Source organism: Hydrogenophaga sp. OTU3427, assembly GCF_038440225.1.
Taxonomy (GTDB): domain Bacteria; phylum Pseudomonadota; class Gammaproteobacteria; order Burkholderiales; family Burkholderiaceae_C; genus Hydrogenophaga.
This window is the reverse complement of sequence record NZ_JASATI010000022.1, coordinates 60646-81893: the sequence shown is the minus strand read 5'-3', so window position 1 is coordinate 81893 and position 21248 is coordinate 60646. Positions and strand designations below refer to the sequence as shown.

The 21248-nt window shown below is 64.8% G+C and carries 19 protein-coding genes; 15 read left to right on the top strand and 4 right to left on the bottom strand.

All coding sequences use genetic code 11. From position 1 onward, the window contains the following. Positions 1-128: 128 nt before the first annotated feature. The 4 genes from AAHB17_RS14180 to AAHB17_RS14165 all read left to right on the top strand — a co-directional run bounded on the left by AAHB17_RS14180 (position 129) and on the right by AAHB17_RS14165 (position 5493). On the top strand, positions 129-1772 hold the full coding sequence (locus tag AAHB17_RS14180) for a 3-(methylthio)propionyl-CoA ligase (protein ID WP_342131274.1): 1644 nt from the start codon (positions 129-131) through the stop codon (positions 1770-1772). A gap of 15 nt (positions 1773-1787) precedes the next feature. Continuing rightward, a complete protein-coding gene (locus AAHB17_RS14175; RefSeq protein ID WP_342131273.1) occupies positions 1788-2813 on the top strand; it encodes a YeiH family protein in 1026 nt (341 codons plus the stop codon). Between the two features lie 247 nt (positions 2814-3060). Beyond that, a complete protein-coding gene (locus AAHB17_RS14170) occupies positions 3061-3429 on the top strand; it encodes a hypothetical protein (RefSeq protein WP_342131272.1) in 369 nt (122 codons plus the stop codon). A 69-nt stretch (positions 3430-3498) separates the two neighbouring features. Further along, complete coding sequence (locus tag AAHB17_RS14165; RefSeq protein WP_342131271.1) at positions 3499-5493, top strand: TonB-dependent receptor; 1995 nt, start codon at positions 3499-3501, stop codon at positions 5491-5493. 15 nt (positions 5494-5508) lie between these two features. Here the strand turns inward: AAHB17_RS14165 and AAHB17_RS14160 are convergent, their stop codons facing one another. The 3 genes from AAHB17_RS14160 to AAHB17_RS14150 are packed head-to-tail and all read right to left on the bottom strand — an operon-like array spanning position 5509 to position 7357. Next, entirely contained in the window at positions 5509-6069 is a 561-nt protein-coding gene (locus AAHB17_RS14160; RefSeq protein WP_342131270.1) for a LysR substrate-binding domain-containing protein, read from the bottom strand. A gap of 41 nt (positions 6070-6110) precedes the next feature. Next, on the bottom strand, positions 6111-6545 hold the full coding sequence (locus AAHB17_RS14155) for an acyl-CoA thioesterase (protein ID WP_342131269.1): 435 nt from the start codon (positions 6543-6545) through the stop codon (positions 6111-6113). After that, the gene (locus AAHB17_RS14150) at positions 6542-7357 is read right to left on the bottom strand and encodes a TetR/AcrR family transcriptional regulator (protein ID WP_342131268.1); all 816 of its coding nucleotides are present in this window, start codon (positions 7355-7357) and stop codon (positions 6542-6544) included. Before AAHB17_RS14150 ends, AAHB17_RS14155 begins: the two co-directional genes overlap by 4 nt. Positions 7358-7474: 117 nt before the next feature. On the opposite strand from AAHB17_RS14150, the gene AAHB17_RS14145 reads away from it, so the two are divergent. The 8 genes from AAHB17_RS14145 to AAHB17_RS14110 are packed head-to-tail and all read left to right on the top strand — an operon-like array spanning position 7475 to position 14674. Continuing rightward, on the top strand, positions 7475-8731 hold the full coding sequence (locus tag AAHB17_RS14145) for an alpha/beta hydrolase (protein WP_446719600.1): 1257 nt from the start codon (positions 7475-7477) through the stop codon (positions 8729-8731). A gap of 37 nt (positions 8732-8768) precedes the next feature. Then, positions 8769-9737, top strand: coding sequence for a Bug family tripartite tricarboxylate transporter substrate binding protein (locus AAHB17_RS14140; RefSeq protein ID WP_342131267.1), 969 nt, complete (start codon positions 8769-8771; stop codon positions 9735-9737). 11 nt (positions 9738-9748) lie between these two features. Next, on the top strand, positions 9749-11413 hold the full coding sequence (locus AAHB17_RS14135) for an AMP-binding protein (RefSeq protein ID WP_342131266.1): 1665 nt from the start codon (positions 9749-9751) through the stop codon (positions 11411-11413). A 32-nt stretch (positions 11414-11445) separates the two neighbouring features. Next, positions 11446-12048 (top strand): VOC family protein, encoded by a 603-nt coding sequence (locus tag AAHB17_RS14130; protein WP_342131265.1) that lies wholly within the window; start codon positions 11446-11448, stop codon positions 12046-12048. Next, entirely contained in the window at positions 12048-12302 is a 255-nt protein-coding gene (locus AAHB17_RS14125; protein WP_342131264.1) for a hypothetical protein, read from the top strand. Before AAHB17_RS14130 ends, AAHB17_RS14125 begins: the two co-directional genes overlap by 1 nt. Then, a complete protein-coding gene (locus AAHB17_RS14120; RefSeq protein WP_342131263.1) occupies positions 12299-13462 on the top strand; it encodes an FAD-dependent monooxygenase in 1164 nt (387 codons plus the stop codon). Before AAHB17_RS14125 ends, AAHB17_RS14120 begins: the two co-directional genes overlap by 4 nt. Before the next feature lie 10 nt (positions 13463-13472). Next, the gene (locus tag AAHB17_RS14115) at positions 13473-13922 is read left to right on the top strand and encodes an acyl-CoA thioesterase (RefSeq protein WP_342131262.1); all 450 of its coding nucleotides are present in this window, start codon (positions 13473-13475) and stop codon (positions 13920-13922) included. Next, on the top strand, positions 13919-14674 hold the full coding sequence (locus AAHB17_RS14110) for a maleate cis-trans isomerase family protein (RefSeq protein WP_342131261.1): 756 nt from the start codon (positions 13919-13921) through the stop codon (positions 14672-14674). Before AAHB17_RS14115 ends, AAHB17_RS14110 begins: the two co-directional genes overlap by 4 nt. A gap of 33 nt (positions 14675-14707) precedes the next feature. Here the strand turns inward: AAHB17_RS14110 and AAHB17_RS14105 are convergent, their stop codons facing one another. Next, on the bottom strand, positions 14708-15613 hold the full coding sequence (locus tag AAHB17_RS14105; RefSeq protein ID WP_342131260.1) for a LysR substrate-binding domain-containing protein: 906 nt from the start codon (positions 15611-15613) through the stop codon (positions 14708-14710). 217 nt (positions 15614-15830) lie between these two features. Between AAHB17_RS14105 and AAHB17_RS14100 the strand changes: the two genes are divergently transcribed. The 3 genes from AAHB17_RS14100 to AAHB17_RS14090 are packed head-to-tail and all read left to right on the top strand — an operon-like array spanning position 15831 to position 21247. Further along, positions 15831-18056 carry a hypothetical protein gene (locus AAHB17_RS14100; protein ID WP_342131259.1) on the top strand — a complete coding sequence of 742 codons (2226 nt, stop codon included), beginning with the start codon at positions 15831-15833 and terminating at the stop codon, positions 18054-18056. A 57-nt stretch (positions 18057-18113) separates the two neighbouring features. Beyond that, entirely contained in the window at positions 18114-20204 is a 2091-nt protein-coding gene (locus AAHB17_RS14095) for a hypothetical protein (protein WP_342131258.1), read from the top strand. Positions 20205-20251: 47 nt separating this feature from the next. After that, positions 20252-21247 carry a Bug family tripartite tricarboxylate transporter substrate binding protein gene (locus tag AAHB17_RS14090; protein ID WP_342131257.1) on the top strand — a complete coding sequence of 332 codons (996 nt, stop codon included), beginning with the start codon at positions 20252-20254 and terminating at the stop codon, positions 21245-21247. The last annotated feature ends 1 nt before the right edge of the window (position 21248 follow it).

Below are 21248 nucleotides of genomic sequence, written 5' to 3'. Positions count from 1 at the left end.
CCAACCACAATCATACACCGTTGCCCCGCCCCTGCCGGTCCCCCTGCCGTGCACTGGCCGGGCCAGTGCATTTTTTTTGTCCTTGGTGTGCTTGCCGGGGACCGATCATCGAAACAAGAGGTCTTCCCATGCTGGGTCAAATGATGCATCAGCCGCTGCTGATTTCTGCCTTGCTGCGCCACGCCGAGCGCCACCACGCGGGTCAGCAGATCGTCTCGCGCCGGGTCGAAGGCGACATCCACCGCTGCACCTACGCCGAGCTGGCCTCGCGCAGCCGCCGCCTGGCCAAGGCCCTGGCCGGCCTGGGCGTGGCGCCGGGCGCGCGCGTGGGCACCATCGCCTGGAACGGCTACCGCCACCTGGAGCTGTACTACGCCGTCTCGGGCAGTGGCGCCGTGCTGCACACCCTGAACCCACGCCTGCACGCCGACCAGTTGGTGTGGATCGCCGACCACGCCGAGGACGAGATCCTGTGCTTCGACAAGACCTTCCTGCCCCTGGTGGAGGCCGTGGCGTCGCGCCTGAAGACCGTGCGCAAGTTCGTGCTCATGGTGGACAAGGCCCACATGCCCGCGGATTCGAAGATCCCGGGCCTGCTGTGCTACGAGGATGTGATCGCCGGCCAGGCCGATGACCATTTCGACTGGCCCAGCTTCGACGAGCACACCGCATCGAGCCTGTGCTACACCAGCGGCACCACCGGCAACCCCAAGGGCGTGCTGTACTCGCACCGCTCCACCGTGCTGCACACCTTCGCCTCGGCCCTGCCGGACGCGCTCAACATCAGCGCCCGCGATGTGGTGCTGCCCGTGGTGCCCATGTTCCACGTCAACGCCTGGGGCCTGCCGTACTCGGCGTGTATGGTGGGCGCCAAGCTGGTCTTTCCCGGCCCGGGGCTGGACGGCAAGAGCCTGCACGAGCTGTTTGAAGCAGAAGGCGTCACGGTGTCGGCCGGTGTGCCCACGGTGTGGCAGGGCCTGCTGGCCCACGTGGCGGGCAACGGCCTGAAGTTCAGCACCATGCGCCGCACCATCATCGGCGGCTCGGCCTGCCCGCCGGCCATGATGAGCAGCTTCGAGGACAGCTACGGCGTGCAGGTCATCCACGCCTGGGGCATGACCGAACTGAGCCCCATCGGCACGGTGGGCATCTTGAAGGGCCACCAGGAGAAGCTGCCGGTCGAGCAGCGCCGCGCCATCCAGGCCAAGCAGGGCCGGGGCGTGTTCGGCATCGACATGAAGATCGTCGGCGAGGACGGGGCGGAGCTGCCCTGGGACGGCAAAGCCAGTGGCGAGCTGCTGGTGCGCGGGCACTGGGTGGTGGAGCAGTACATCAAGGGTGAGAAGAGCCCGCTGGTGCCCGACAGCGCAGGCAACGGCTGGTTCCCCACCGGCGACGTGGCCACTATCGACGCCGACGGCTTCATGAACATCACCGACCGGGCCAAGGACGTCATCAAGAGCGGTGGCGAGTGGATAGGCTCCATCGACATCGAGAACATCGCCATGGCGCACCCGGGCGTGGCGATGGCCGCGTGTATCGCCGCGCGCCACCCCAAGTGGGACGAGCGCCCGCTGCTGGTGGTGGTGGCCAAGCCCAACGCCGAGCTGAGCAGGGAAGACATCCTGGGCTTCTTCGAAGGCAAGATCGCGAAGTGGTGGACACCGGACGACGTGGTGTTCGTGGACGCCATCCCGCTGGGTGCGACCGGCAAGATGCTCAAGAACCGGCTGCGCGAGCAGTTCCAGGACCACCTGCTGGCGCAGGCCTGAAGGGCGATGGCGACCATGACCGACCTGCAAGCCCGACTCAAACCCCTGCTGCCCGGCCTGGCCATCAGCGCCGTGGTGGCGGTGGCGGCGATGTTCCTGTCCGAGCACTACGGCGCGCCGGTCATGCTGTTTGCCCTGCTGCTGGGCATGGCGCTGAACTTCCTCACGCAGGAAGAAGGCGGGCAGAAGAACCGCAGCGCCGCCGGCATCGGCTTCACCGCCCAGCAGGTGCTGCGCCTGGGCGTGGCGCTGCTGGGGCTGCGCATCACCGCCGACCAGGTCATGGCCCTGGGCTGGCAGCCCATCGCCATGGTGGTGCTGGCCGTGGCGCTGACCATCGTGGTGGGCATCGCCCTGGCCAAGTTGATGGGCTTCCAGATGTTCTTCGGCCTGCTCACCGGCGGGGCGGTGGCCATCTGCGGGGCCTCGGCCGCGCTGGCGCTCTCAGCCGCCATGCCGGCGCACCCACGCAAGGAGCAGGCCACGCTGTTCACCGTGATCGGCGTGAGCACCCTGTCCACCCTGGCCATGGTGCTGTACCCCATGCTCACGCAATGGCTGGGCATGACACCGGTGCAAGCGGGCTACTTCATCGGCGGCACCATCCACGATGTGGCGCAGGTGGTGGGCGCGGGCTACAGCCTGTCGCACGAGGCGGGGGACGCGGCCACGCTGGTCAAGCTGATGCGGGTGGCGATGCTGCTGCCGGTGATCGCGCTGGCGGCGTGGCTGGCGCGCCGGCAGATGCTGGCCAGCGGCGAGGCGATGGGCGGGCCGCGCCCGCCGCTGCTGCCGTGGTTCGCGGTGGCGTTTGCGGTGCTGGTGGCGGTCAACAGCACGGGCTGGCTGCCGGCGGCGGTGGTCAGTGCGGGCAAGAGCGCGTCGCAGTGGTGTCTGATCGCGGCGATGGCGGCGATCGGGATGAAGACCCACCTCAAGGACATCCTGACGGTGGGCTGGAAGCCGGTGGCGCTGATGGTGCTGGAGACGGTGTTCCTGGCCGCGCTGTTTTATGGGCTGATGCAGGGCTTGCCAGGCTGACGTGGTCGCTGCGGCCGGGTCAAGGGGACTGGTTGCTCAATAAAAAGGCACTGCCTGCCAAGCCAACAACGGCGCGGCTTGGCGGAGTTGTGCCCGGAGATATCCACAAGTTTGGACACGGTTGCCGGGCATAACTGTCCTGGCCAACGTTTCCGGTCTCGAGACCCACGCGCGTGGGCCGAGGTCGGCCACCGCAGGCTTGAAGTTATGATGCCCGGTGCCCCAGATCCACCCAGCCACAACGCAGATGGCCCGACGCCTTTGCTGGACGGCTTTCCTGCTGTTCGCGCTCATGTTCGCTCAGACGTGGGGGCTCATCCACCACGTCACACACGCCCGAGGGCTGACGGCTTCGGCCGCCGCCCTGCATGGCGAGGGTGAGCGCGTGGGCGAGGCGCATGGCGCTCCGGGCTGGGCGCAAAAGTTCTCCGCGCACGCGGATGACGGTGGATGTGTGCTGTACGACCAGCTCAGCCACGGCGACAGCGTTGTGTTTGCGCCGCTCTGCCTGCCAGCGATGGCGCCATCCGCCGGCCTGCTGGCCGTTCTACTGGGCGAGTTCGTTGCCCGCTGGGCGGCGCTGTTCCAGGCGCGCGGTCCACCCTTGTCTCGCTGACCATTTTCGCGGCAGCGCTCACCGTCGAGGTGCGCGCTGCCTGTCGTTCCTGTTCAACGAGACTTGTCCATGTATTCCCTTTTTCGTCACGGCGCCATCGGCGCCGCCATCCTGTCGTGGGCGCCCGCGGGTGTTTTCGCGCAAACCACCGGCACCCTGGATGTGGTGACCGTCACCGCCAACCCCCTGGGCAGCGCCGACCTGATCGCGCCGGCCACCAGCCTTGGAGGCACCGGCCTGTTGCTGCGCGCGCAGCCCACGCTGGGGGAAACGCTGTCTGGCGTGCCCGGGGTGAGCAGCACCTACTTTGGACCCAACGCCAGCCGCCCGGTGATACGCGGGCTGGATGGTGACCGCATCCGCATCCTGTCCAACAGCGGCAGCACGCTGGATGCGTCGGGCCTGAGTTTTGACCACGCGGTCACCGCCGACCCGCTCAGCGTGGAGCGCATCGAAGTGCTGCGCGGCCCTGGCGCCCTGCTCTACGGCGGCAACGCAGTGGGTGGTGTCGTCAACCTGATCGACAACCGGATTCCGAAAGAACCCGTGGACTCGGTGACCGGAAAGGCCGACATTGGGTTCGCCACCGCCAACCGCGAGGCCGGAGGGGGCGTGTTGATCGAGGGCGGCAACGCACGCGTCGGCCTGCACGTGGACGCATGGGATCGCCGCACCCAGGACGTGTCGGTGCCGGTCCTGCTGCCCTGCACACAGGGCGAGGTGACCCGGCATGCCTATCGCATCTGCAATTCGCCCAGCCATGTCCGGGGCGGTGCGCTGGGGGGCTCGGTGTTCTTTGATCAGGGCCATGTCGGTGCATCGGTCGCCACCTACCGCAACGACTACGGCACGCCGGCCGAGGACGAAGTGACCCTGGGCATGCGCTCCAACCGGTACGCGCTCGAAGGCGAATGGCGCCTTGCCGGTGCGTGGCTGAAGAGCGTGAAGGCGCAAGCCAGCCACACCGACTACGCTCATACCGAGTTTGACGCCGGTGAGCCGGGCACGCGGTTCAAGAACAAGGGATCGGACTGGCGACTGGAGACACGGCACGCCAAGCTGGGCGCGCTGGAGGGTGTCATCGGTGTGCAAGGCGACAACACGCGCTTCTCGGCCGACGGCGACGAGGCCTTCGCGCCTTACAGCCGCACCCGGCAACACGCCTTGTTTGTTCTGGAAGAACTCGGGCTGTCCTGGGGCAAGCTGAGTTTCGGTGGCCGTGTCGAGCGGGTCTCCGTCGAATCACTGGGCAATCCGCAAGTCGATCGATTTGTGGTGGGCCGCAGGGCGTTCAACCCGGCCAGCATGGCCCTCGGTGCCTTGTGGAACGTGGCGCCTGCGTGGCAACTGACCGGCAACCTGTCGCGCAGCGAGCGCGCGCCGAAGGACCATGAGCTGTTCGCCAACGGCCCACACGTGGCGACCGGCGCCTGGGAGAGCGGCAACGCCGCGCTCGGCAAGGAGCGTTCGACCCAGCTGGACCTTGGCCTGCAATGGAAAAGCGGGCCACGGCAGGCGAAGCTGGCCGTGTTCTCCAACCGCTTCGACAACTACATCTCGCTGGAGGCCACGGGCGAGATGCGGGACGACTTGCCGGAGTTCGCCTACCGGCCGGTGCGGGCCCGCTTCCAGGGCATGGAAGCCCAGGGCACGGTGCGCCTGCTGGATGGGTTGTCGACGGTGGACCTGGAGCTTCGCGGCGACCTGGTGCGCGCGACCAACCTCGACACTGGACAACCCTTGCCACGCATCGCGCCGGTGCGCGTCGGGGCCACGCTGGCCTGGGCCCGTGGGCCATGGGGAGCTCGCATCGGTTTAGACCACGCGGCGCGCCAGGATCGGGTGCCGGAGGGGGAACGGACCACGGCGGCTTACACCCTGTGGAATGCGGCCCTGACCTGGAAAACCCGTGCCGGCGCGACCGAATTGCTCTGGTACGCCCGCCTGGACAACATCGGGAACCGGCTGGCCTACAGCGCCAATTCCATCCTGACGCAGACCGCGCCAGGCAAGTCGCCACTGCCTGGCCGAAGTCTCAGGCTGGGGCTTCAGGCGCATTTCTAAGGCTAGCCGACAGGTTCACGCCGGTGCGGACGGCGCCCTTGCCGCGCTGCTCCAAAAGGCTTCCCTGGCCTGGCCCTGCGCCGGCGCATCGCGGTACAGCCTGATCTCCAGCGGCACAAGCCAATCCGGCCCTGCCGCGGCGACCAGGCGGCCGCTCACCAAGTCGTCGTCGATCAGTGTGCGAGGAAGCCAGGCGATGCCCCGCCCATCCAGCACCATGGTGCGCAGCACGGAAGCGAGGTGGGCGGTCAAGACGGTCTCGACAGGAATGGGCTCCAGCCGATGACCGGTCGCGGCCTGCACGATGCGGCCCAGGCCCGATTCGCTGGTGCAGGCCAGGATGGGCACGGTGGACCTGCGCCGCCGTGACTGCGGGTGTTGCGGCGCGCCGACCTTGTCGGGCGCCGACACCGCCACCAGGGTGTCCTCGCCAATCAGCGCCGGTTGGAAGGGCTCGCGGTCCAACGCGCCTCGTGCGTCCGCATGCGAATGGCTGAGGACGAATTGAACCTTGCTCTGAAGCATCAGCGCCTCGCAACGCTGCAGCACGGCGGACATCAGCTTCAGCGGGCCCACGGACGTGGTGGCGTCCAGGCCTCGAAGCCCGCGCGGATGTGCTAGCGGCAGGCAGCGCGCAGACGCTCCACGATGGCGGGCGACATGGAGGCCACCTTGCGGCTGATCTTGTCAATGAACACGATGCCCACCTTGCCACGGGCAACTTCCCTGCCCCGGGTACGCTCGGTCATGCGGAAGACCAGATCAAACCCGTACTTGTTGAAATCGGCTGGCACCATCTCCACGTGCATGGTCTCGCCGTGGTAACCCTCGGACAGGTACTGGGCGACGATGTCGCCGACCACGATGGAGAGCCCTCCCACCTCGGCCTCCGTGTACCCCAGCCACTGAAAGAACCGCACCCTGGCTTCTGACACCAGCGAGAGCAGTTGTGCATTGTCCAGATGGCCACCTTGATTGACGTGGCTGATGTAGATCTGGATGTCGGTCGAGAACACAAACCGATCAGGCAGGGTGAAAACAACACGGGTCATGGCGCTGGCACGGAAGAATGGACATGGGGGTTTGCCGCCGGGCGCCATGTCTCTATATGGTCGAGGAGCAAGCGCAGGCCCTCTTCCACTGTCGCATCGGTGGTGAGTCGCGCAAACGCCGGCATCAGGAAATACGCACCGGGGTAGTCGGCGACGTTGAACATGGACAGGTGTTCCAGCAAGTAGGCCTGGTGTTGCGCTGGCTCCTGCCGTTGCACCTGCGCGTTGGCCACCGAGGTCATGAACAGCATCAGCAGGTGGTAAGCCATGGCGGCACGTTCCGGGTCGAAGCCGCCATTTTTCAAAATGCGGCCCAGGCGATCGAAGAACACCAGGCCGTAGTCGGTCTGGCCGGGTTCCACGCGCTGGAACAGCCGGTGCCGGTTGTTGGTGGCGACATAGGTGGTGATGCCCTTCCACTGCAGCTGAAAGCGCAGTGTCTGCGCCAGCAGCGCTTCCATGTCCCGTCGCCAGTCCCCGGTCAGTTCCGGGTACTGCTCGACGCGGCGTTTGAGCGCTTCGTTGAACACCGCCGACAGCAGATCGTCGCGGCTGCCCATGAAGTAATAAATCAAGCCTGGCGCCACGCCCAGGTCGCGCGCGAGCCGGGCCGTGGTGATCTCGGAAACCGGTTCGTCCTGTGCCAGCGCCAGCGCATGCGCCACGATGGCCTCGCGCGTCAGGCCCGCTGAATTGCTGTCGCCCGCTGCCTTGGGGCGTCGCCCGACGCGGCTGCGCACACCGTCGGCGTTATCGGGTACGGAGGGGGATGCCCGCTTCTTCAGTCGGGTGTCGGTATCGGTCTTGGACATGGGGCTGGTGTCGCGTCGCGCCAGTTTAATCCACGCCTCACTAGGGTTTACGCGTAATTGGCGGTGCGCTAATTTAACTTAGACTATTAATTAGCGCATCGCCAATTAAGGAGCAAGATGACCGATACCCCCACCAAGACGCCACGTGTCGCCGTGACCGCCGGACTGCGTGGCGCCTCCTGGAACGCCGCACGCATGCAGACGCCGTTCAGCACGACGCCGTTTTCGATGACCACCGAGGACGGCCAGCGGGCGCTCGGCTTTCTGTTCGCGCGGGGTGGCGAGAAGAAAGCGGTGCTGGCCATGCACCCACGCGAGATGGTCTTGACCCACTACCTCGTGCCCGACGTGCTCCATGCGGGCTGGGCGTTCTGGGCGCAGGCCCCCCGATCCATCGGCAACGACCTGCGGCTGGAGCATGAAATCGCGTTGCTCGACGTCGCCGCCGGCGTGCGTCAGTTGCGTGCGCTGGGTTTCGAGCAAATCGTGTTGCTGGGCAATTCGGGTGGCGCGGGTCTGCTGAGCTTCTACAACCAGCAGTCGCAGTTGCCCCCAGGCCAGCGCATCGCCCGCACGCCTGGGGGGCGACCCACCAAACTGGCCGAGGCCGAGTTGCCGCCGGTCGATGGCCTGATCTTTGTCTCGCCCCATCCAGGCCAGGGCGTGCTGCTGCTCAACGCACTCGACCCGTCGGTCACGGACGAGAACGATGCCTTCTCCTGCGACCCGGCGCTGGACCCGTTCAGCCCGGCCAATGGTTTCCATCGTCCGCCGGCGTCGGCCCGTTACACGCCGGAGTTCATCGCCCGCTACCGCGCGGCGCAGGTCGCCCGCTGTGAACGCCTCGATGCCAAGGCGCGAGCAATGATTCAACGCAAACGCGAGGCGCTCGGCCGTTTGAAGGAGGCGCCCAACCGCGCCGACAAGCTGCTGGCCAGCCATTCGCCGATCTTCCAGGTCTGGCGCACCGACGCCGATCTGCGTTGCTGGGACACCTCGCTGGACCCATCGGATCGTCTGGTCGGCACGCTCTGGGGCGCCGACCCTGCGGTGTCCAACCTGGGCAGTGTCGGCTTTGCCCGTGTGGTGACGCCCGAGTCGTGGCTGTCCACCTGGTCGGGCTTGTCCTCCAATGCCGCCATGGCGAAGACGGTGCCGTCGGTGCGGCAACCCGCTCTGGTCATCGAATACACGGGCGACAACTGTGTGTTCCCCGCCGACGTGCAAGCCATGCTGGCCGCCATGCCCACCCAGGACAAAACCCATCTGCAGGTGCGCGGCAACCACCACGGCCTGGCCTTGGAGCCGGGTGAGCCCAACGGCCAGGAGATTGCCGGCCAGCACATCCAGGACTGGCTCGACACCCGGTTCTGAAGACCCGTTCCATCACCACAAGCGCCCTGGAGACAAGATGAAACAACATCCACTGATCGCCGCCGCCGCCCTGGCGGCGTGCGCCGCCTTCGCACCCGCGCAGGCGCAAGACCTGAAAGGCAAGACCGTCAAGGTCGTGGTGCCTGCTCCCGCTGGGAGCGCACCCGATGTGATTGCGCGTTTGGTCAGCGAGCACATGCGCGGCCAGATCGGCGCCACCTTTGTGGTCGAAAACCGGCCTGGCGCTGGTGGCCTGGTGGCTGTCAACGCGGTCAAGTCCGCGCCGGCCGATGGCACCACCTTGCTGTTTCCTCAGGGGGCCGTGGTCGCCATCTCGCCCTTGACCTACAAGGAGGCCAAATTTGACTTCGAGCGTGATTTCGAGACCATCGCAACCATCGCACACACCCCGATGCTGCTCGTGGCCAACACCGCCAAAGGCCCGGGGTCGCTGAAAGATGCCCTCGACAGCGCCAAGGCCAAGCCCGATATGGTCACCTTGGGCAACCCGGTGCGCACATCCATTCCGCACTTGGCTGCAGAAATGATGGGCCAGAAGATGAACGTCAGGTTCCAGCAGATCCCCATGGGCACGACACCGGCTGGCATCCAGGCGGTGGTCAACGGCGATATTCAGCTGTACATCGACGGGGTGGCGCCGCTGATGCCCATGGTGAAGGCTGGTCGCGTCAAGGCGCTGGCGGTGACCGCTGCCCAGGAGCTGCCGGGACTCGAGGGTATTCCCCTGGCCAAGGACGTGGTGCCGGAGCTGAACGTCTCGGGATGGTTTGCCCTTTTCGCGCCCAAGGGCACGCCAGCCGCCACCGTGCAATGGCTCAACAGTGCCGCCAACAAAGCCGTGGTGGACGCGGACACCGTGGTCAAGATGCGCAACCTGGGCACCTACCCCATGCCCGGCTCGGTGGCCGAATCGCAGGCCTTCGTCAAGAAGGAAAAGGCCCGGTGGGTTGACGTGATTCGACTTTCAGGCATTCAACCGGAATGATGCACAACACCATGCTTGCACCGTCACCACACAAGGCCTTCGGCCCCGCCCACCGCCTGCCCGGCGTGGTCTACCCGCCGCCCGAACAGCTGCGCCGCGACACCGAGGCCGGCTTCATCGGCCACACCACGCTGGCCGAGGCCTTCATGGCCACCCACGCTGCGCACGCGCAGCGGCCCGCCCTGGTGGGGCCAGAGGGTGTGATCACCCATGGCGAACTTGATCAGATCACTGACCAAGCGGCCGCAGCCCTGCTGGACCTCGGGTTGAATCCGCTGGATCGCGTGGTGTTCCAGCTGCCCAACTGCAACGAACTCATCATTGGCCTGCTGGCTTGCTTCAAGGCCGGGTTGATTCCGGTGTGCACGCTGGCCTCGCACCGCGAACGCGAGATCGGCTACCTGGCCCAGCATGCGCGCGCGCGGCTGCATCTGGTGCAGGGCGATGATGCGAAGTTCGACCATGTCGCATTCTCGATGCGCATGCGCGCCCAGGTGCCCAGCCTGCAGCACACGGTGGTGGCGCGAGGACAGGCCCGCGGCGACGCGCTGTCGCTGCGTGACCTGTGGGTGGCGCAAAACCCGGTCGCTGCGCGCCAGCGCGTGCTGGCCGTGCCTCGCGACCCCTATCAGGTGGCCTTGTTCCAGCTCTCGGGTGGCACCACTGGCGTGCCCAAGATCATTCCGCGCAGTTCGGGCGATTACCTCTACAACATGCGCGCCGTGATCGACTGGTTCGGCTTCCGTGCCGAGGACAGCTTCTACAACCCCATGCCGATCATCCACAACTTCAACCTGGTGTGCTGCTCTGCGCCCATGTTGTTGGCCGGCGGTGCCATCGCGCTGGCGCCCACATTGGATGCGGACACGGTGGTGGGCATCCTGCGCCAGCACAAGCCGACCTGGTTCACGCTGCCCGGCCCATTGTTGGCCAAGCTGCAGCCGGCCATGGCCAGAGGTGTGGTGAGTTTTGCCCATGCGCGTGGTTCCATCACGTCCAAGGGGGCGGAACTGGTGGAGAAGCTCACCGGCGTGCCCACCTTTCATGTCTTCGGCATGACCGAGGGCGTCATCATGTTCACCCATCCGTCGGACAGCAGCGAGGCACGCTACGGCACGGTGGGACGGCCCATTTCCCCGCACGACGAGGTGAAGATCCTGCGGCCCGGCTCCGAGGAAGAACTGCCCCTCGGCGAAGTGGGGGAACCCGCCTTCCACGGCCCCTACACCGTGCACGGCTACCACGACGCCGCGGAACGCAACGCCGAGGCCTTCACCAGCGACGGCTTCTATCGCTCGGGCGACCTCATGTCCAAGCGACTGATCGACGGCAAGGTTTACCACGTGTACGAGGGCCGCATCAAGGATGTGGTGGACCGCGGCGGCGAGAAGATCAACGCCGAAGAGGTTGAGACCGCGGTCAACACCCACCCGGCCGTGGCCGCCAGTGCCGTCATCGGCCTCAAGGACCCGCTGCTCGGCGAGCGCATGTGTGTGTGCCTGGTGCTCAAGCCCGGCGCGCCAGAACCCACCGTGGCCACGCTGGGCGAGTTCCTGCAGGCCTACGGCCTGGCCAAGTTCAAGTGGCCTGAACGCATCGAGGTCATGAACGAATTGCCGCTGACCCATGTTGGCAAGCTGGACAAGCTCAGTCTGCGCCAGCGCTTCGGCGCATGAACACCAACGAATCATTTCCTGGAGCCCTGACGATGAACACCCCGCTCACCCACCGCAGCACGCCTATACATGGTGTGCACCACACTGCCCGCCCCACCTGGAAACTGCGCGAAACCGTCGAGTTCTACCGCGACCGGCTGGGCCTGCCCCTGGTCCACGCCATCTCGGCACGCGGCTGGCCCGAGGGCCACCCCGACTTCCTGCACTTCTTCTTTGACAGTGGCAACGGCAGCACCATCGCCTTTTTCTACTACATAGGCACAGAGCGTCCTGACTACCTGGCGCCTGCCAAGAGCCACTTCTACACCGCCACCCACACCGCCTGGCAGGTGGAAAAGGTCGAAGACCTGGAGGTGTGGCGCCAGCGGCTGCTGGCGCAGGGCGTGCCGCTGCGTTACGAAACGCGCCACGAAATCATCGAGTCCCTCTACTTCACCGACCCCAACGGCTACCCGCTGGAAATCACCTTCCAACTGCGCCCCATGGTGGAGCTGGATGCCGAGGACGCCGAACGCACGATCCGCGCCGGCATGGAACTCGAAGACCTGAGAGACCCCGCCGCGTTCAGTTGCATAGACGACGTCTGGCGCCGCAAGGGGGCAGAACTTGAACACCTGACCGAGGGGGTGTTGTGATGGCCACGTTGTTCGTATTGAACGTCGAAGAGTTCCGACCCCTGATCGAGCAGGCGCGCCTGCAGACAGCAGTGACGGTCAGCGCCGGTCCGCGCGGCTACACCCGCATCACGACCGCCGGCGAATTGAGCTTCAACCGCAAGGCCCTGGGCTTCAAGCCCGCCGTGTGGTACGGCGCCCTGACGGGAGGGCTGGTGGGCCACGTCGCCGAGTTCTCGCGCGACAACCTGCGCATCACGGGAGACGTGGCATGAAGATTGGCATCGTGGGCGGTGGCCCTTCTGGCCTGTACCTGGCCCTGCTGGTGAAACGCCAGCGACCCGACTTTTCGGTCACAGTGTACGAACAGAACAAGGCCGAGGACACCTTCGGCTTTGGCGTCGTGATGGCGGACACCGGTCTGTCGCACCTGGAGGCGGCCGACAAGGCCTCGCACGACGCGTTGCGCGCCGCGATGCATTTCTCTCACCAGCAGACCATACGCCTGAACGACCAGAGCATCGATGTCAAACGGCCAGGTGCGGGGGGCGGTGCGATCACCCGCATCCAGTTGCTGCAGATCCTGCAGGAGATGTGCTGGAGCGCCGACGTCGATCTGCGGTTCTCGGCACGCCAGGACCTCCAGAACGGTGGTCTGGAACGCATCACCGCCGAATCCGATCTGGTGGTGGGCGCCGACGGTGTGAACTCCGTCGTTCGTGCCCAGCGGGCCCAGGCCTTTGGTACCACGCAGCGCAGCCTGCACAACCGCTTTGCCTGGTATGGCACCCACAAGCTGTTCGCCAACCCGGCCCTGGTGTTTCGAGAACATGCGGGTGGGCACTTCGTGGCGCATTACTACCGCTACAGCACGACCATGAGCACCTTCGTCGCCGAATGCGATGAAGCGACCTGGTTCCACTGTGGCCTCGACCAGATGAACGACGACGAGCGCCAGATGCTGTTCGAGCGCATCTACGCGCCTGAACTGGACGGCGAGCGCCTGATCTCCAGCAACTCCATCTGGCGCCAGTTCCCGGTGATCCGCAACCAGCGCTGGTCGGTGGGCAAGACGGTGCTGATCGGCGACGCGCTGTCCAGTGCCCATTTTTCCATCGGCTCCGGCACCCGCATCGCGATGGAGGACTCGATCGCCCTGGCCCAGGCCATCGTGGCGCATCCCGACGATGTGTCCGCCATCACCCAGGCGTATGAAGCCCAACGCCGGCCGGGTAAAACCCGCCTGATCGAAGCATCGGAGAAGAGCTTCGACTGGTACGAGAACATCGCCCGCCACATGGACGTTGGGCGGGTCCACGACTTTGTCCTCAGCTACATGACCCGCACGGGCCGCATCGGCGAAGACCGCTTGCGTGAGCAGTTTCCCGAGCTGGTGGCGGCCATCGACGTGGCGCGCAAGCAGGCCTTGGGTTGAGCACGCTCCCATGACCGAGCCGACGGAATATGTGCTCAGCGCACAACCCTTCGTGGTGCGCCGACGGGTGCGCTGGGGCGAGTGCGATCCCGCGGGGGTGGTCTACACGCCGCGTTTCACCGATTACCTGGTGTCCGCCGTCTCCCTGTTTCACGAACAGCTCCTGGGCGCGGAAGCTGCTCACTACCGCAAGAACCTCGGCATCGACACACCTTGCAAAGGCATGTCGCTGGTGTTCCAGGGCGCGCTCTGGCCCCATGACGTGTTCGACATGGCGGTGTCCATCGGTGAGATCCGCAACGCCAGCTACGACGTGATGGTCAAGGCGACGACGCCGAACGGACAGCCCGTGTTCGAGGGCGTGTTCAGCCCCGTGTGCATTCCGCGCACGGAGCGTCGCGCCGTGCCCATACCCGACGATTTCAGACGCCGCCTTCAGGCGGCCAAGGACAGCCTATGACAGCACATCCCTCACGCATCATCCGCATCGGCCAGATGGTGCCCAGCTCCAACACCACGATGGAGACCGAAATACCGGCCATGCTGCGCGCGCGCGAAGCGGCGCATCCCGAGCGCTTCACCTTCCATGCCAGCCGCATGCGCATGCACAAGGTGACGCCGGAAGAGCTCAAGGCCATGAATGCGCAGACGGCGCGTTGCGCGGCAGAGCTGGCCGACGCGCGGGTGGACGTGATGAGCACGGCCTGCCTGGTCGCGATCATGGCCCAAGGGGCGGGCTTTCACCGCCAGGTGGAGCGAGACATGGCCGCGGCCGTGGTTGCGGCCGGCGCGGAGTCGAAGGTGATGACCTCTGCAGGCGCGCTGATCCACGGGCTCAAGGCCCTGGGAGCGAAGAAGGTGTCGTTCATGGCGCCCTACATGAAGGCCTTGACCGACAAGGTCGTTGATTACATCGAGGCCGAAGGCATCGAGGTCATCGATCGCATTTGCTTCGAAATCCCCGACAACCTGGAAGTGGGCCGTCGTGACCCCATGCGCTTGCTGGAGGACGTCAAGCGGCTGAGCACTGCCAACGCCGACGTCGTGGTCCTGTCGGCCTGTGTGCAGATGCCCTCCCTGCCCGCCCTGCAGGCCGCGCAGGACAGGTTGGGCTTGCCGGTGACGTCAACGGCAGCCTGCACCGTGCGCAACATGCTGGATCTGCTGAAGTTGCCGGCGGGCGTCTCGGGCGCTGGTGCGGTGCTGGCCTGAGTCAAGGTGCCCTGCCCTGTCCTGCGCGGCCAATCACACGAACTTCGCGTTTCGAATTGTCTGCTCAATGCAGTGCGCGAAGTATTCGCCAGCCCGCGTCAGTGGTATGTCTGAGCGGGTCACCCGCATCAACGCAACGTCGGGAGGCTGCAGACCGGTGTGCTCGATGGCCACGATGTCCTGCATCTCCGGCAGGGCCAAGGATTCCCGCAGCATGATGGCAACACCGTCCGAGCTTCGCAACAGAACCATGGCCTGAAGCGCTTCGCAGATGATCACGCGCTCTGGGGGCGACACCCCCGCCGAGGCGAACATGGCCGACAAATGCATTTGCCCGTCACCACCCATGGGCTGCGTGGCCACCCATTCGTATTGAACCAGTTCGGCAGCGCTTGGCGCCGTCAAGGCCGGGTGGCCACGTCGCACAGCCACACATTGGCGCATGCGCTGGATCTGCTCGACATTGAAGTCATCGCTGAGTTGCGCTGCGGTGTCACCAATGGTTATTGCCAAGTCGAGAGACCCGTCGCGGATCCGAGGCAACACGCGATGCACCAGTCCGTCCACCAGCTCCAGTTGCACGTTCCGGTAGCGCTGGCGAAACCAGCCAAAGGCCTCACCCAGTGCGGCGCGCGTGACAAACGGTGTGATGCCCACCCGCAAACTGCCCGCATCGCCACCGGCGGTTTGCTTCAGATCATCACGCGCCAGCGACACCTGGCGCGTGATGATGCGCGCGCGCGCGACCAAGCGTTTACCGGCGTCCGTCAGGTCGATGCCGCGCGAACGGCGCTGCAGCAGCGCCATGCCCGCCTCCTCTTCCAGCAGTCGCATGGATTTGGTGACCGCGGCCTGTGACAGGTGCAGATGTCGTGCGGCGGCGCGGATGCTGCCGTGCTGCACCACCGCGACCAATGACTCCAGTTGTTGCAGTTTCATGGCGGAGTGCGGGTATGAAAAATGACAGCTGAAAGTGTTCTCAATGGCGAGAATTTAGCCTCATTTTGCCAATTTATTTGAAGTTCAAGTCAATAAATGACAACTTTTGGTTTTCATGACAAAGAATGACTGCCTTCCCACGCAAAGACGGGGCTCCTAGTATTTCCATCGCAGCGAGCACGTCAGAGCGGTGTGCAGCATTCTGAAGATGGCACAAATGAACATTGAAATCGCACGGGAAAAACACAAGGCGCAGAGCGACCGGCAAGCGCGTCTGCAGCGCGCATTCGAGACGACCCATCAAGCCGTCGCGGACGCCATCAGGGTTTTGAACGGAAAAGACACCGATTCGATACCTTACGCCCGGGAGCGCGAAGCCATCGACTTGGCGCTGCTGTACCTGGCCAAGGCCAAGTGGCACATGGGCCGCTTCTGTGGCTCCGCGATGTACTTCACGGCGTTCACCGCAAGCGCCGAAGATGCCGAAATGGCCGAGGCGGCCTTTGCACGTTGCACGGACCTCGTGACCCGGTCATTGGCCAGACTGGAAGAAGAAGCAAGGGACGGTGACGATCAAGGACCCGCTCTTTCGTTGGACGCCCCACCACCTGTCCTGGAACACCGGGACACGGAGATCCTGTTCGCGGACGGCGTGCCCATCGTGCCCACGGTCTGCCCCATTGTGCTGCTGCAAGGGTCGTCCTACGAGATGGGACGGCAGTACATCGAGCAGGTCGTCGATGTCTATGGACCCTGGGTTTTCCAGACCGTGGCCGATCGCAAATTCAGTGACCACGATCTGCGCACGATTCGTCTTTGGCACGAACACCTCGAACGCCTCACACCAGAGATCTGCGACATGGTTCGCGGCTGGGTGGATGCGGCCAGGGCTCTGAACATCCCCCTGGACTACTGGAATGCCATCCAACTCTGGACCGGTCACTTCGAACCCATCCGCGAAGGCATCAAGGGCCACGGCATTCGCGACCTTGCGCCTGCGGGTCAAGGCAGTGACGACCGGTCCAGTTCGGCCTACCTGGGCGGGCAGACAGTGCGTCCCATGGACGTGGAAGCGCACGAGGACCTGTGCAGCGGATGCTGCGCCTGGGGCGACGCGACGACGCATGGGCAACTGGTCGCGGGCTCCACCACCGACCACGATTGCACCTTCCAGGCCACGGTGGTTGCCTATCCAGACACAGGAAATGCCTACGTCTACACGCCGTTTTCGGTCAACGGATTCATTCCCCAGCTGGGCCAGTACTTCTTCGCAGGGCACCCAGGCATGAACGACAAGGGCTTGGCCTACGTGCACCACGGTGGCGGCTTGCACGGCATCGAACACGAGGCCGACCGCGGCTACGGCCTGCGCCGGGGCGCTTCCACCTTCCACAACCTGCGCTATGCCAGCAACACCCAGCAAGCGCTGGACTTCGAAATGAGTTGCCCCATCGGGGATGTTGGGACGATCCTGGGCTCCGTCGGGGGCTTCTATGCCGACGTCCATGGTGCCTATGTGTGCGAAGCGAGACCGTCTTTGGCCATTGGCCACGAGGCCATCGTCCGTACCCACAGCTTCGACACACAAGGTCACCGGTACACCTTTCTTTACGCCAACAACAACTCCATGCACCCGCGCTCCAGCGGCGGATTTCAACCGCCCGAGTCGGGCTACCAGTACAACCCGATCGAGGGCTGGTTCGAGGACGCGCCCTTGCACCACCTGCACCTGGGGCCCGCCAGAGTGAGCCCACTCTTGTCCACCAAGAGTTCGCAAGGGCGCAATCGCTACCACTTTGATGCCTTGAAAGCCAAGTTTGGCCGGATCGACGTCGAAGCGATGGAGGGGATTCTTCGCGGCAGCGCGCCCCCGCGCCTGGACGCCGATGGGTCCCCCATGTCGCGCGACGACATGGAGCAGGCATGGCTCGGAGGCGCACCCTGGCCCAGTTCGGTGTGCCACCGTGTGAACGCATTCACCAGCGTCATGCAACCCGACAGCGCCGGCAACGGCCTGTACATGGGCTGTATCGGTCCCGCAAACCGGCGGACCTTGATGCACATACCTGGCCACGGTTACCACCACCACGATGAGGTCAATGAGTTCTGGGAGATCCGCCTCAAGGACTCGCCAGAAGCCCTGGTTCGCGACGCTCAGGCCAGCGCACAGCGGCTGCTTGCATTGGCCCAGGCCCAGTGGACACGCGCATGCGAAGCCCAGGGAAGCGTGGCCAACAGCGGCTATTTCATGGCCATCCTGGACAAGGCACGCGAGGCCTTGAGTCAGGGCCTAGACCGCCTTGGGCAACTGGATGCTGGATCACCAAGGGCAGCGCAATTGCGCACGCTCTCCAGTGCCCTGCGCCGCTTTACCCACTGCCAATGCCGTGCCAAGCAATTGGGGACCGAACTCGCGCACCGGAGCGATGCGCGACACGCTTAGGCGCTGCAACCCATAGACCGATCCATTCATCTTCACCTGATCCAGAGAAGCCCCAGCATGACCGACCCCTTTATCCAAGCCCAGCAGTTGCGCACGCAGGCGTTGTTCGCCGTTCACGATGCCAACAGATCCTTTGTTGAAAGAGGATGGAGTGATCCCGTCCATGTCGCGGGACGAACCGCGCTCGACAGCGTGCTGCTTGGACTCGCGCAGGCCAAATGGGGGTTGGGTCAAGCTGACGGAACCCATCGGGAATTTGCCGCCGCCGCCTCAGATGTCCAGGCCGCTGTCGAGGAGGCTCGGCGTGGCTTCGAGCGGTCCATAGCGGCTTGCGAAAACATCCGACTGGCCTGCGAGGCGGGCAGCCCTCCCAACCCGGTGCAACGGCCCGAGCTCAGGCGCAGCGCTGAAATCCAGTTCGCCGGCCACGTGCCCCTCGTTCCCACCATCTGTCCCGTGGTCGTGCTGCAAGGGAGCAATGCCGAGATGGGCTGGCAGTATGCGCAGCAGGTCATCGACATATACGGCCCCTGGGTCTTCGCCCAACAAGCCAAGCGCACCTTCACCGATACCGAAGCACTTGAAATCACCCGTTGGGAGGCCGAGCTGCAACGCCTGACGCCCGACGTGTTGGCGTTCGCGTCGGGCATGGCGCAGGGCTGCACCGACGCTGGTCTGCCGATGACGCGCCAACAGGCGGTGGCGATTTGGACAGGGATCCGACCGCCAGCCCGGGAAGCCCGTCCCATGGCCTTCGCACAGATGGAGGGCGACAGCGACGCACGCATCACAGCCGCCTACCTGGGCGTTGCTGCCAGCACGCTGACGGCAGAAACCGACATGTGCAGTGGGATTTGCGCATGGGGACGTGCCACGGCGGACGGTTCCCTCATCGCCGGTTCAAGCACCGACCACGACTGCACCTTCCAAGCCACCATCGTCGCTTTCCCGGAGGAGGGACACCCCTTCATCTACACCCCGTTTTCGGCAAATGGCTCTATCCCAGTGCTCGGAAATTTTCATATGGCGGGCCATCCAGGCATGAACGCCGCGGGCCTGGCCTATGTGCACCATGGCGGCGCCAACACCGGCGAGCCGCAGGCTCAGTGGGGATATGGTGTACGGCGAGGTCCGGCGACCTTTCATCTGCTTCAGTTCAGCTCGGATGCGGCGGATGCGCGTGCACGTTTGCAGGCATTTCCCGTCGGGGACGCTGGCATCTCTCTGGGCACGGTGGGAGGTCTCTTCGCGGATGCACAAAGTGGTTTTTCGCTCGAATCCCGTCCTGGCGCTCCCCACAGCGCACACCCCATCGTGAGGGAACACAGTCTGGACGCCCTGGGCAACACGTTCGACTTTCTCTACGCCAACAACAACGCAATGGCGCCGGAATCCGGCCACCTGAACTGCCCGCCGGATGCCGGGTACCGCTACACCGTGGCAGGTGGCTGGTTCACACTGGACTGGAACGCCATCCAGTCCGAGCCCGGCCCCAAGGCCTTCCGCCGACTCAACACCCGCTCCAGCGAAGGCCGCAACCGTTACGCATACAGCAGAATGATGATGCGCTACGGCAGCATCGATCTGGCATACATGAAAGAGGTGTACCGCCAGAGCGGGGAGATGCCCTCAGGAACGCTGGAGCACATACAACGGTTGTGGCAAAACGGTACGCCGTGGAACTCCTCCACCGCGCACCGTGGCAACGCATTCACGGCGGTGATGCAGCCACGGCGTGGCGAGGGTGGCCGCTACCTCGGATGCGTTGGCCCGGCCCACCGTGCGGTACAACCGCGCGGACCGGAGCATGGCTATCACTACTTCGACGAAACCAACACGTTTTCAGAACTCGAGCTCCAGCACAGCCCGGAAGCGGTGCTTGAAGCGGCGCTGGCGTTGGCGCATGAAAGATTGGAGCGTGGCCGCGCAGCGATGGACGCGCTCACCCCAGACCACCCTGCCTTTTCTCAATTCTCCCGCTGGCTGGAGGAGGCGGATCACGCCTTGGCAGGAATCACTGTGGCACGCGCGGTAGACCCGGCAACGACACGCGCGCGGCAACTCGCCGGTATCGCCAGGTCATTGCGATCGGCTGTGCGCGCTCAGGTCAGGTCCACGCAAGTGATCGAAGCGATCGCGTCCATGTAGCCCTGGAACGACTCCTCCTTCTTCTCCACCCGCAACCCCTCCGTTTGATGAAAGAAACCCCCACCATGAGTACGCGCCGAACACTGTTTGCGACCTCCTTCGCTGCCCTGGGGGCGATTGTCGCTCCCGCCGTTTTCGCTCAGGCAATGAGTTCCAAGACGTCCCGGTTGATTGTGGGCGGAGCTGCAAGCAGCATCGCCGATATGTTGGCACGTCCTTTGGCGGATGTACTGGGAAAGTCGCTTGGCCAGCCGATGATCGTGGAGAACAAGCCAGGTGCCGCAGGATTCATTGCCATTGCCGACCTGTTGCGAAATCCCAGCGATGGGCAGAACCTCATGATTCTTGGTGCGACTGCGGTGGCCTGGAATCAGTTCATGTTCAAGAAGCTGCCTTACGACCCCGAGAACGACATCATTCCGGTTGCGCCGCTGGCCGCCATCCCCATGGTGTTGGCCGTCAATCCCAAAGTGCCAGCGAAGACGGTCGAGGAGTTTGTCGCGCTTGCCAAGAAGACGCCCGGTATTTACACCTACGGCTTTGGCGGCACAGGCACCCCCTCGCACGTGTCATTTGAGCGCTTGCGCAGCATGACGGGCATTGATGTCGTTCCGGTTCCCTACAAGTCCGGACCCCAGGCCTTGCAGGACCTCATTGGTGGACAAATCGACGTGATGCTCGATGGCGTCCCGCTGCTCGAACCCCACATCCGGTCTGGCCGTCTGCGCGCACTGGCCATGGCCACGCGCACACGGGTGCCTGCCTTGCCCGATGTGCCAACCATTGGTGAGCGTGGTTTGCCGGAGTTTGACGCCGCAATCTGGGTGGGCATCGGCGTGCGCCATGGCACCGACATGGAGATCGTGAATCGACTGAACCTGGCCATCAACAAGGCACTGGACCACCCGATCGTCAAGGACGCTTATCTGAAGATGGGCGCTGAAATCCGCAAGTCCACACAGAAAGATTTTTCTGATTTCGTGAGGGAGGAACGCTTGCGCTGGGGACCTGTGATTCAACGAGCCAAGATTTCCCTGGATTGAC

Bases quoted from the DNA above. Each gene is read 5' to 3' on its own strand.
- AAHB17_RS14180 (WP_342131274.1), top strand. From the start codon at position 129: ATGCTGGGTCAAATGATGCATCAGCCGCTGCTGATTTCTGCCTTGCTG.
- AAHB17_RS14175 (WP_342131273.1), top strand. From the start codon at position 1,788: ATGACCGACCTGCAAGCCCGACTCAAACCCCTGCTGCCCGGCCTGGCC.
- AAHB17_RS14170 (WP_342131272.1), top strand. From the start codon at position 3,061: ATGGCCCGACGCCTTTGCTGGACGGCTTTCCTGCTGTTCGCGCTCATG.
- AAHB17_RS14165 (WP_342131271.1), top strand. From the start codon at position 3,499: ATGTATTCCCTTTTTCGTCACGGCGCCATCGGCGCCGCCATCCTGTCG.
- AAHB17_RS14155 (WP_342131269.1), bottom strand. From the start codon at position 6,545: ATGACCCGTGTTGTTTTCACCCTGCCTGATCGGTTTGTGTTCTCGACC.
- AAHB17_RS14150 (WP_342131268.1), bottom strand. From the start codon at position 7,357: ATGTCCAAGACCGATACCGACACCCGACTGAAGAAGCGGGCATCCCCC.
- AAHB17_RS14145 (WP_446719600.1), top strand. From the start codon at position 7,475: ATGACCGATACCCCCACCAAGACGCCACGTGTCGCCGTGACCGCCGGA.
- AAHB17_RS14140 (WP_342131267.1), top strand. From the start codon at position 8,769: ATGAAACAACATCCACTGATCGCCGCCGCCGCCCTGGCGGCGTGCGCC.
- AAHB17_RS14135 (WP_342131266.1), top strand. From the start codon at position 9,749: ATGCTTGCACCGTCACCACACAAGGCCTTCGGCCCCGCCCACCGCCTG.
- AAHB17_RS14130 (WP_342131265.1), top strand. From the start codon at position 11,446: ATGAACACCCCGCTCACCCACCGCAGCACGCCTATACATGGTGTGCAC.
- AAHB17_RS14125 (WP_342131264.1), top strand. From the start codon at position 12,048: ATGGCCACGTTGTTCGTATTGAACGTCGAAGAGTTCCGACCCCTGATC.
- AAHB17_RS14120 (WP_342131263.1), top strand. From the start codon at position 12,299: ATGAAGATTGGCATCGTGGGCGGTGGCCCTTCTGGCCTGTACCTGGCC.
- AAHB17_RS14115 (WP_342131262.1), top strand. From the start codon at position 13,473: ATGACCGAGCCGACGGAATATGTGCTCAGCGCACAACCCTTCGTGGTG.
- AAHB17_RS14110 (WP_342131261.1), top strand. From the start codon at position 13,919: ATGACAGCACATCCCTCACGCATCATCCGCATCGGCCAGATGGTGCCC.
- AAHB17_RS14105 (WP_342131260.1), bottom strand. From the start codon at position 15,613: ATGAAACTGCAACAACTGGAGTCATTGGTCGCGGTGGTGCAGCACGGC.
- AAHB17_RS14100 (WP_342131259.1), top strand. From the start codon at position 15,831: ATGAACATTGAAATCGCACGGGAAAAACACAAGGCGCAGAGCGACCGG.
- AAHB17_RS14095 (WP_342131258.1), top strand. From the start codon at position 18,114: ATGACCGACCCCTTTATCCAAGCCCAGCAGTTGCGCACGCAGGCGTTG.
- AAHB17_RS14090 (WP_342131257.1), top strand. From the start codon at position 20,252: ATGAAAGAAACCCCCACCATGAGTACGCGCCGAACACTGTTTGCGACC.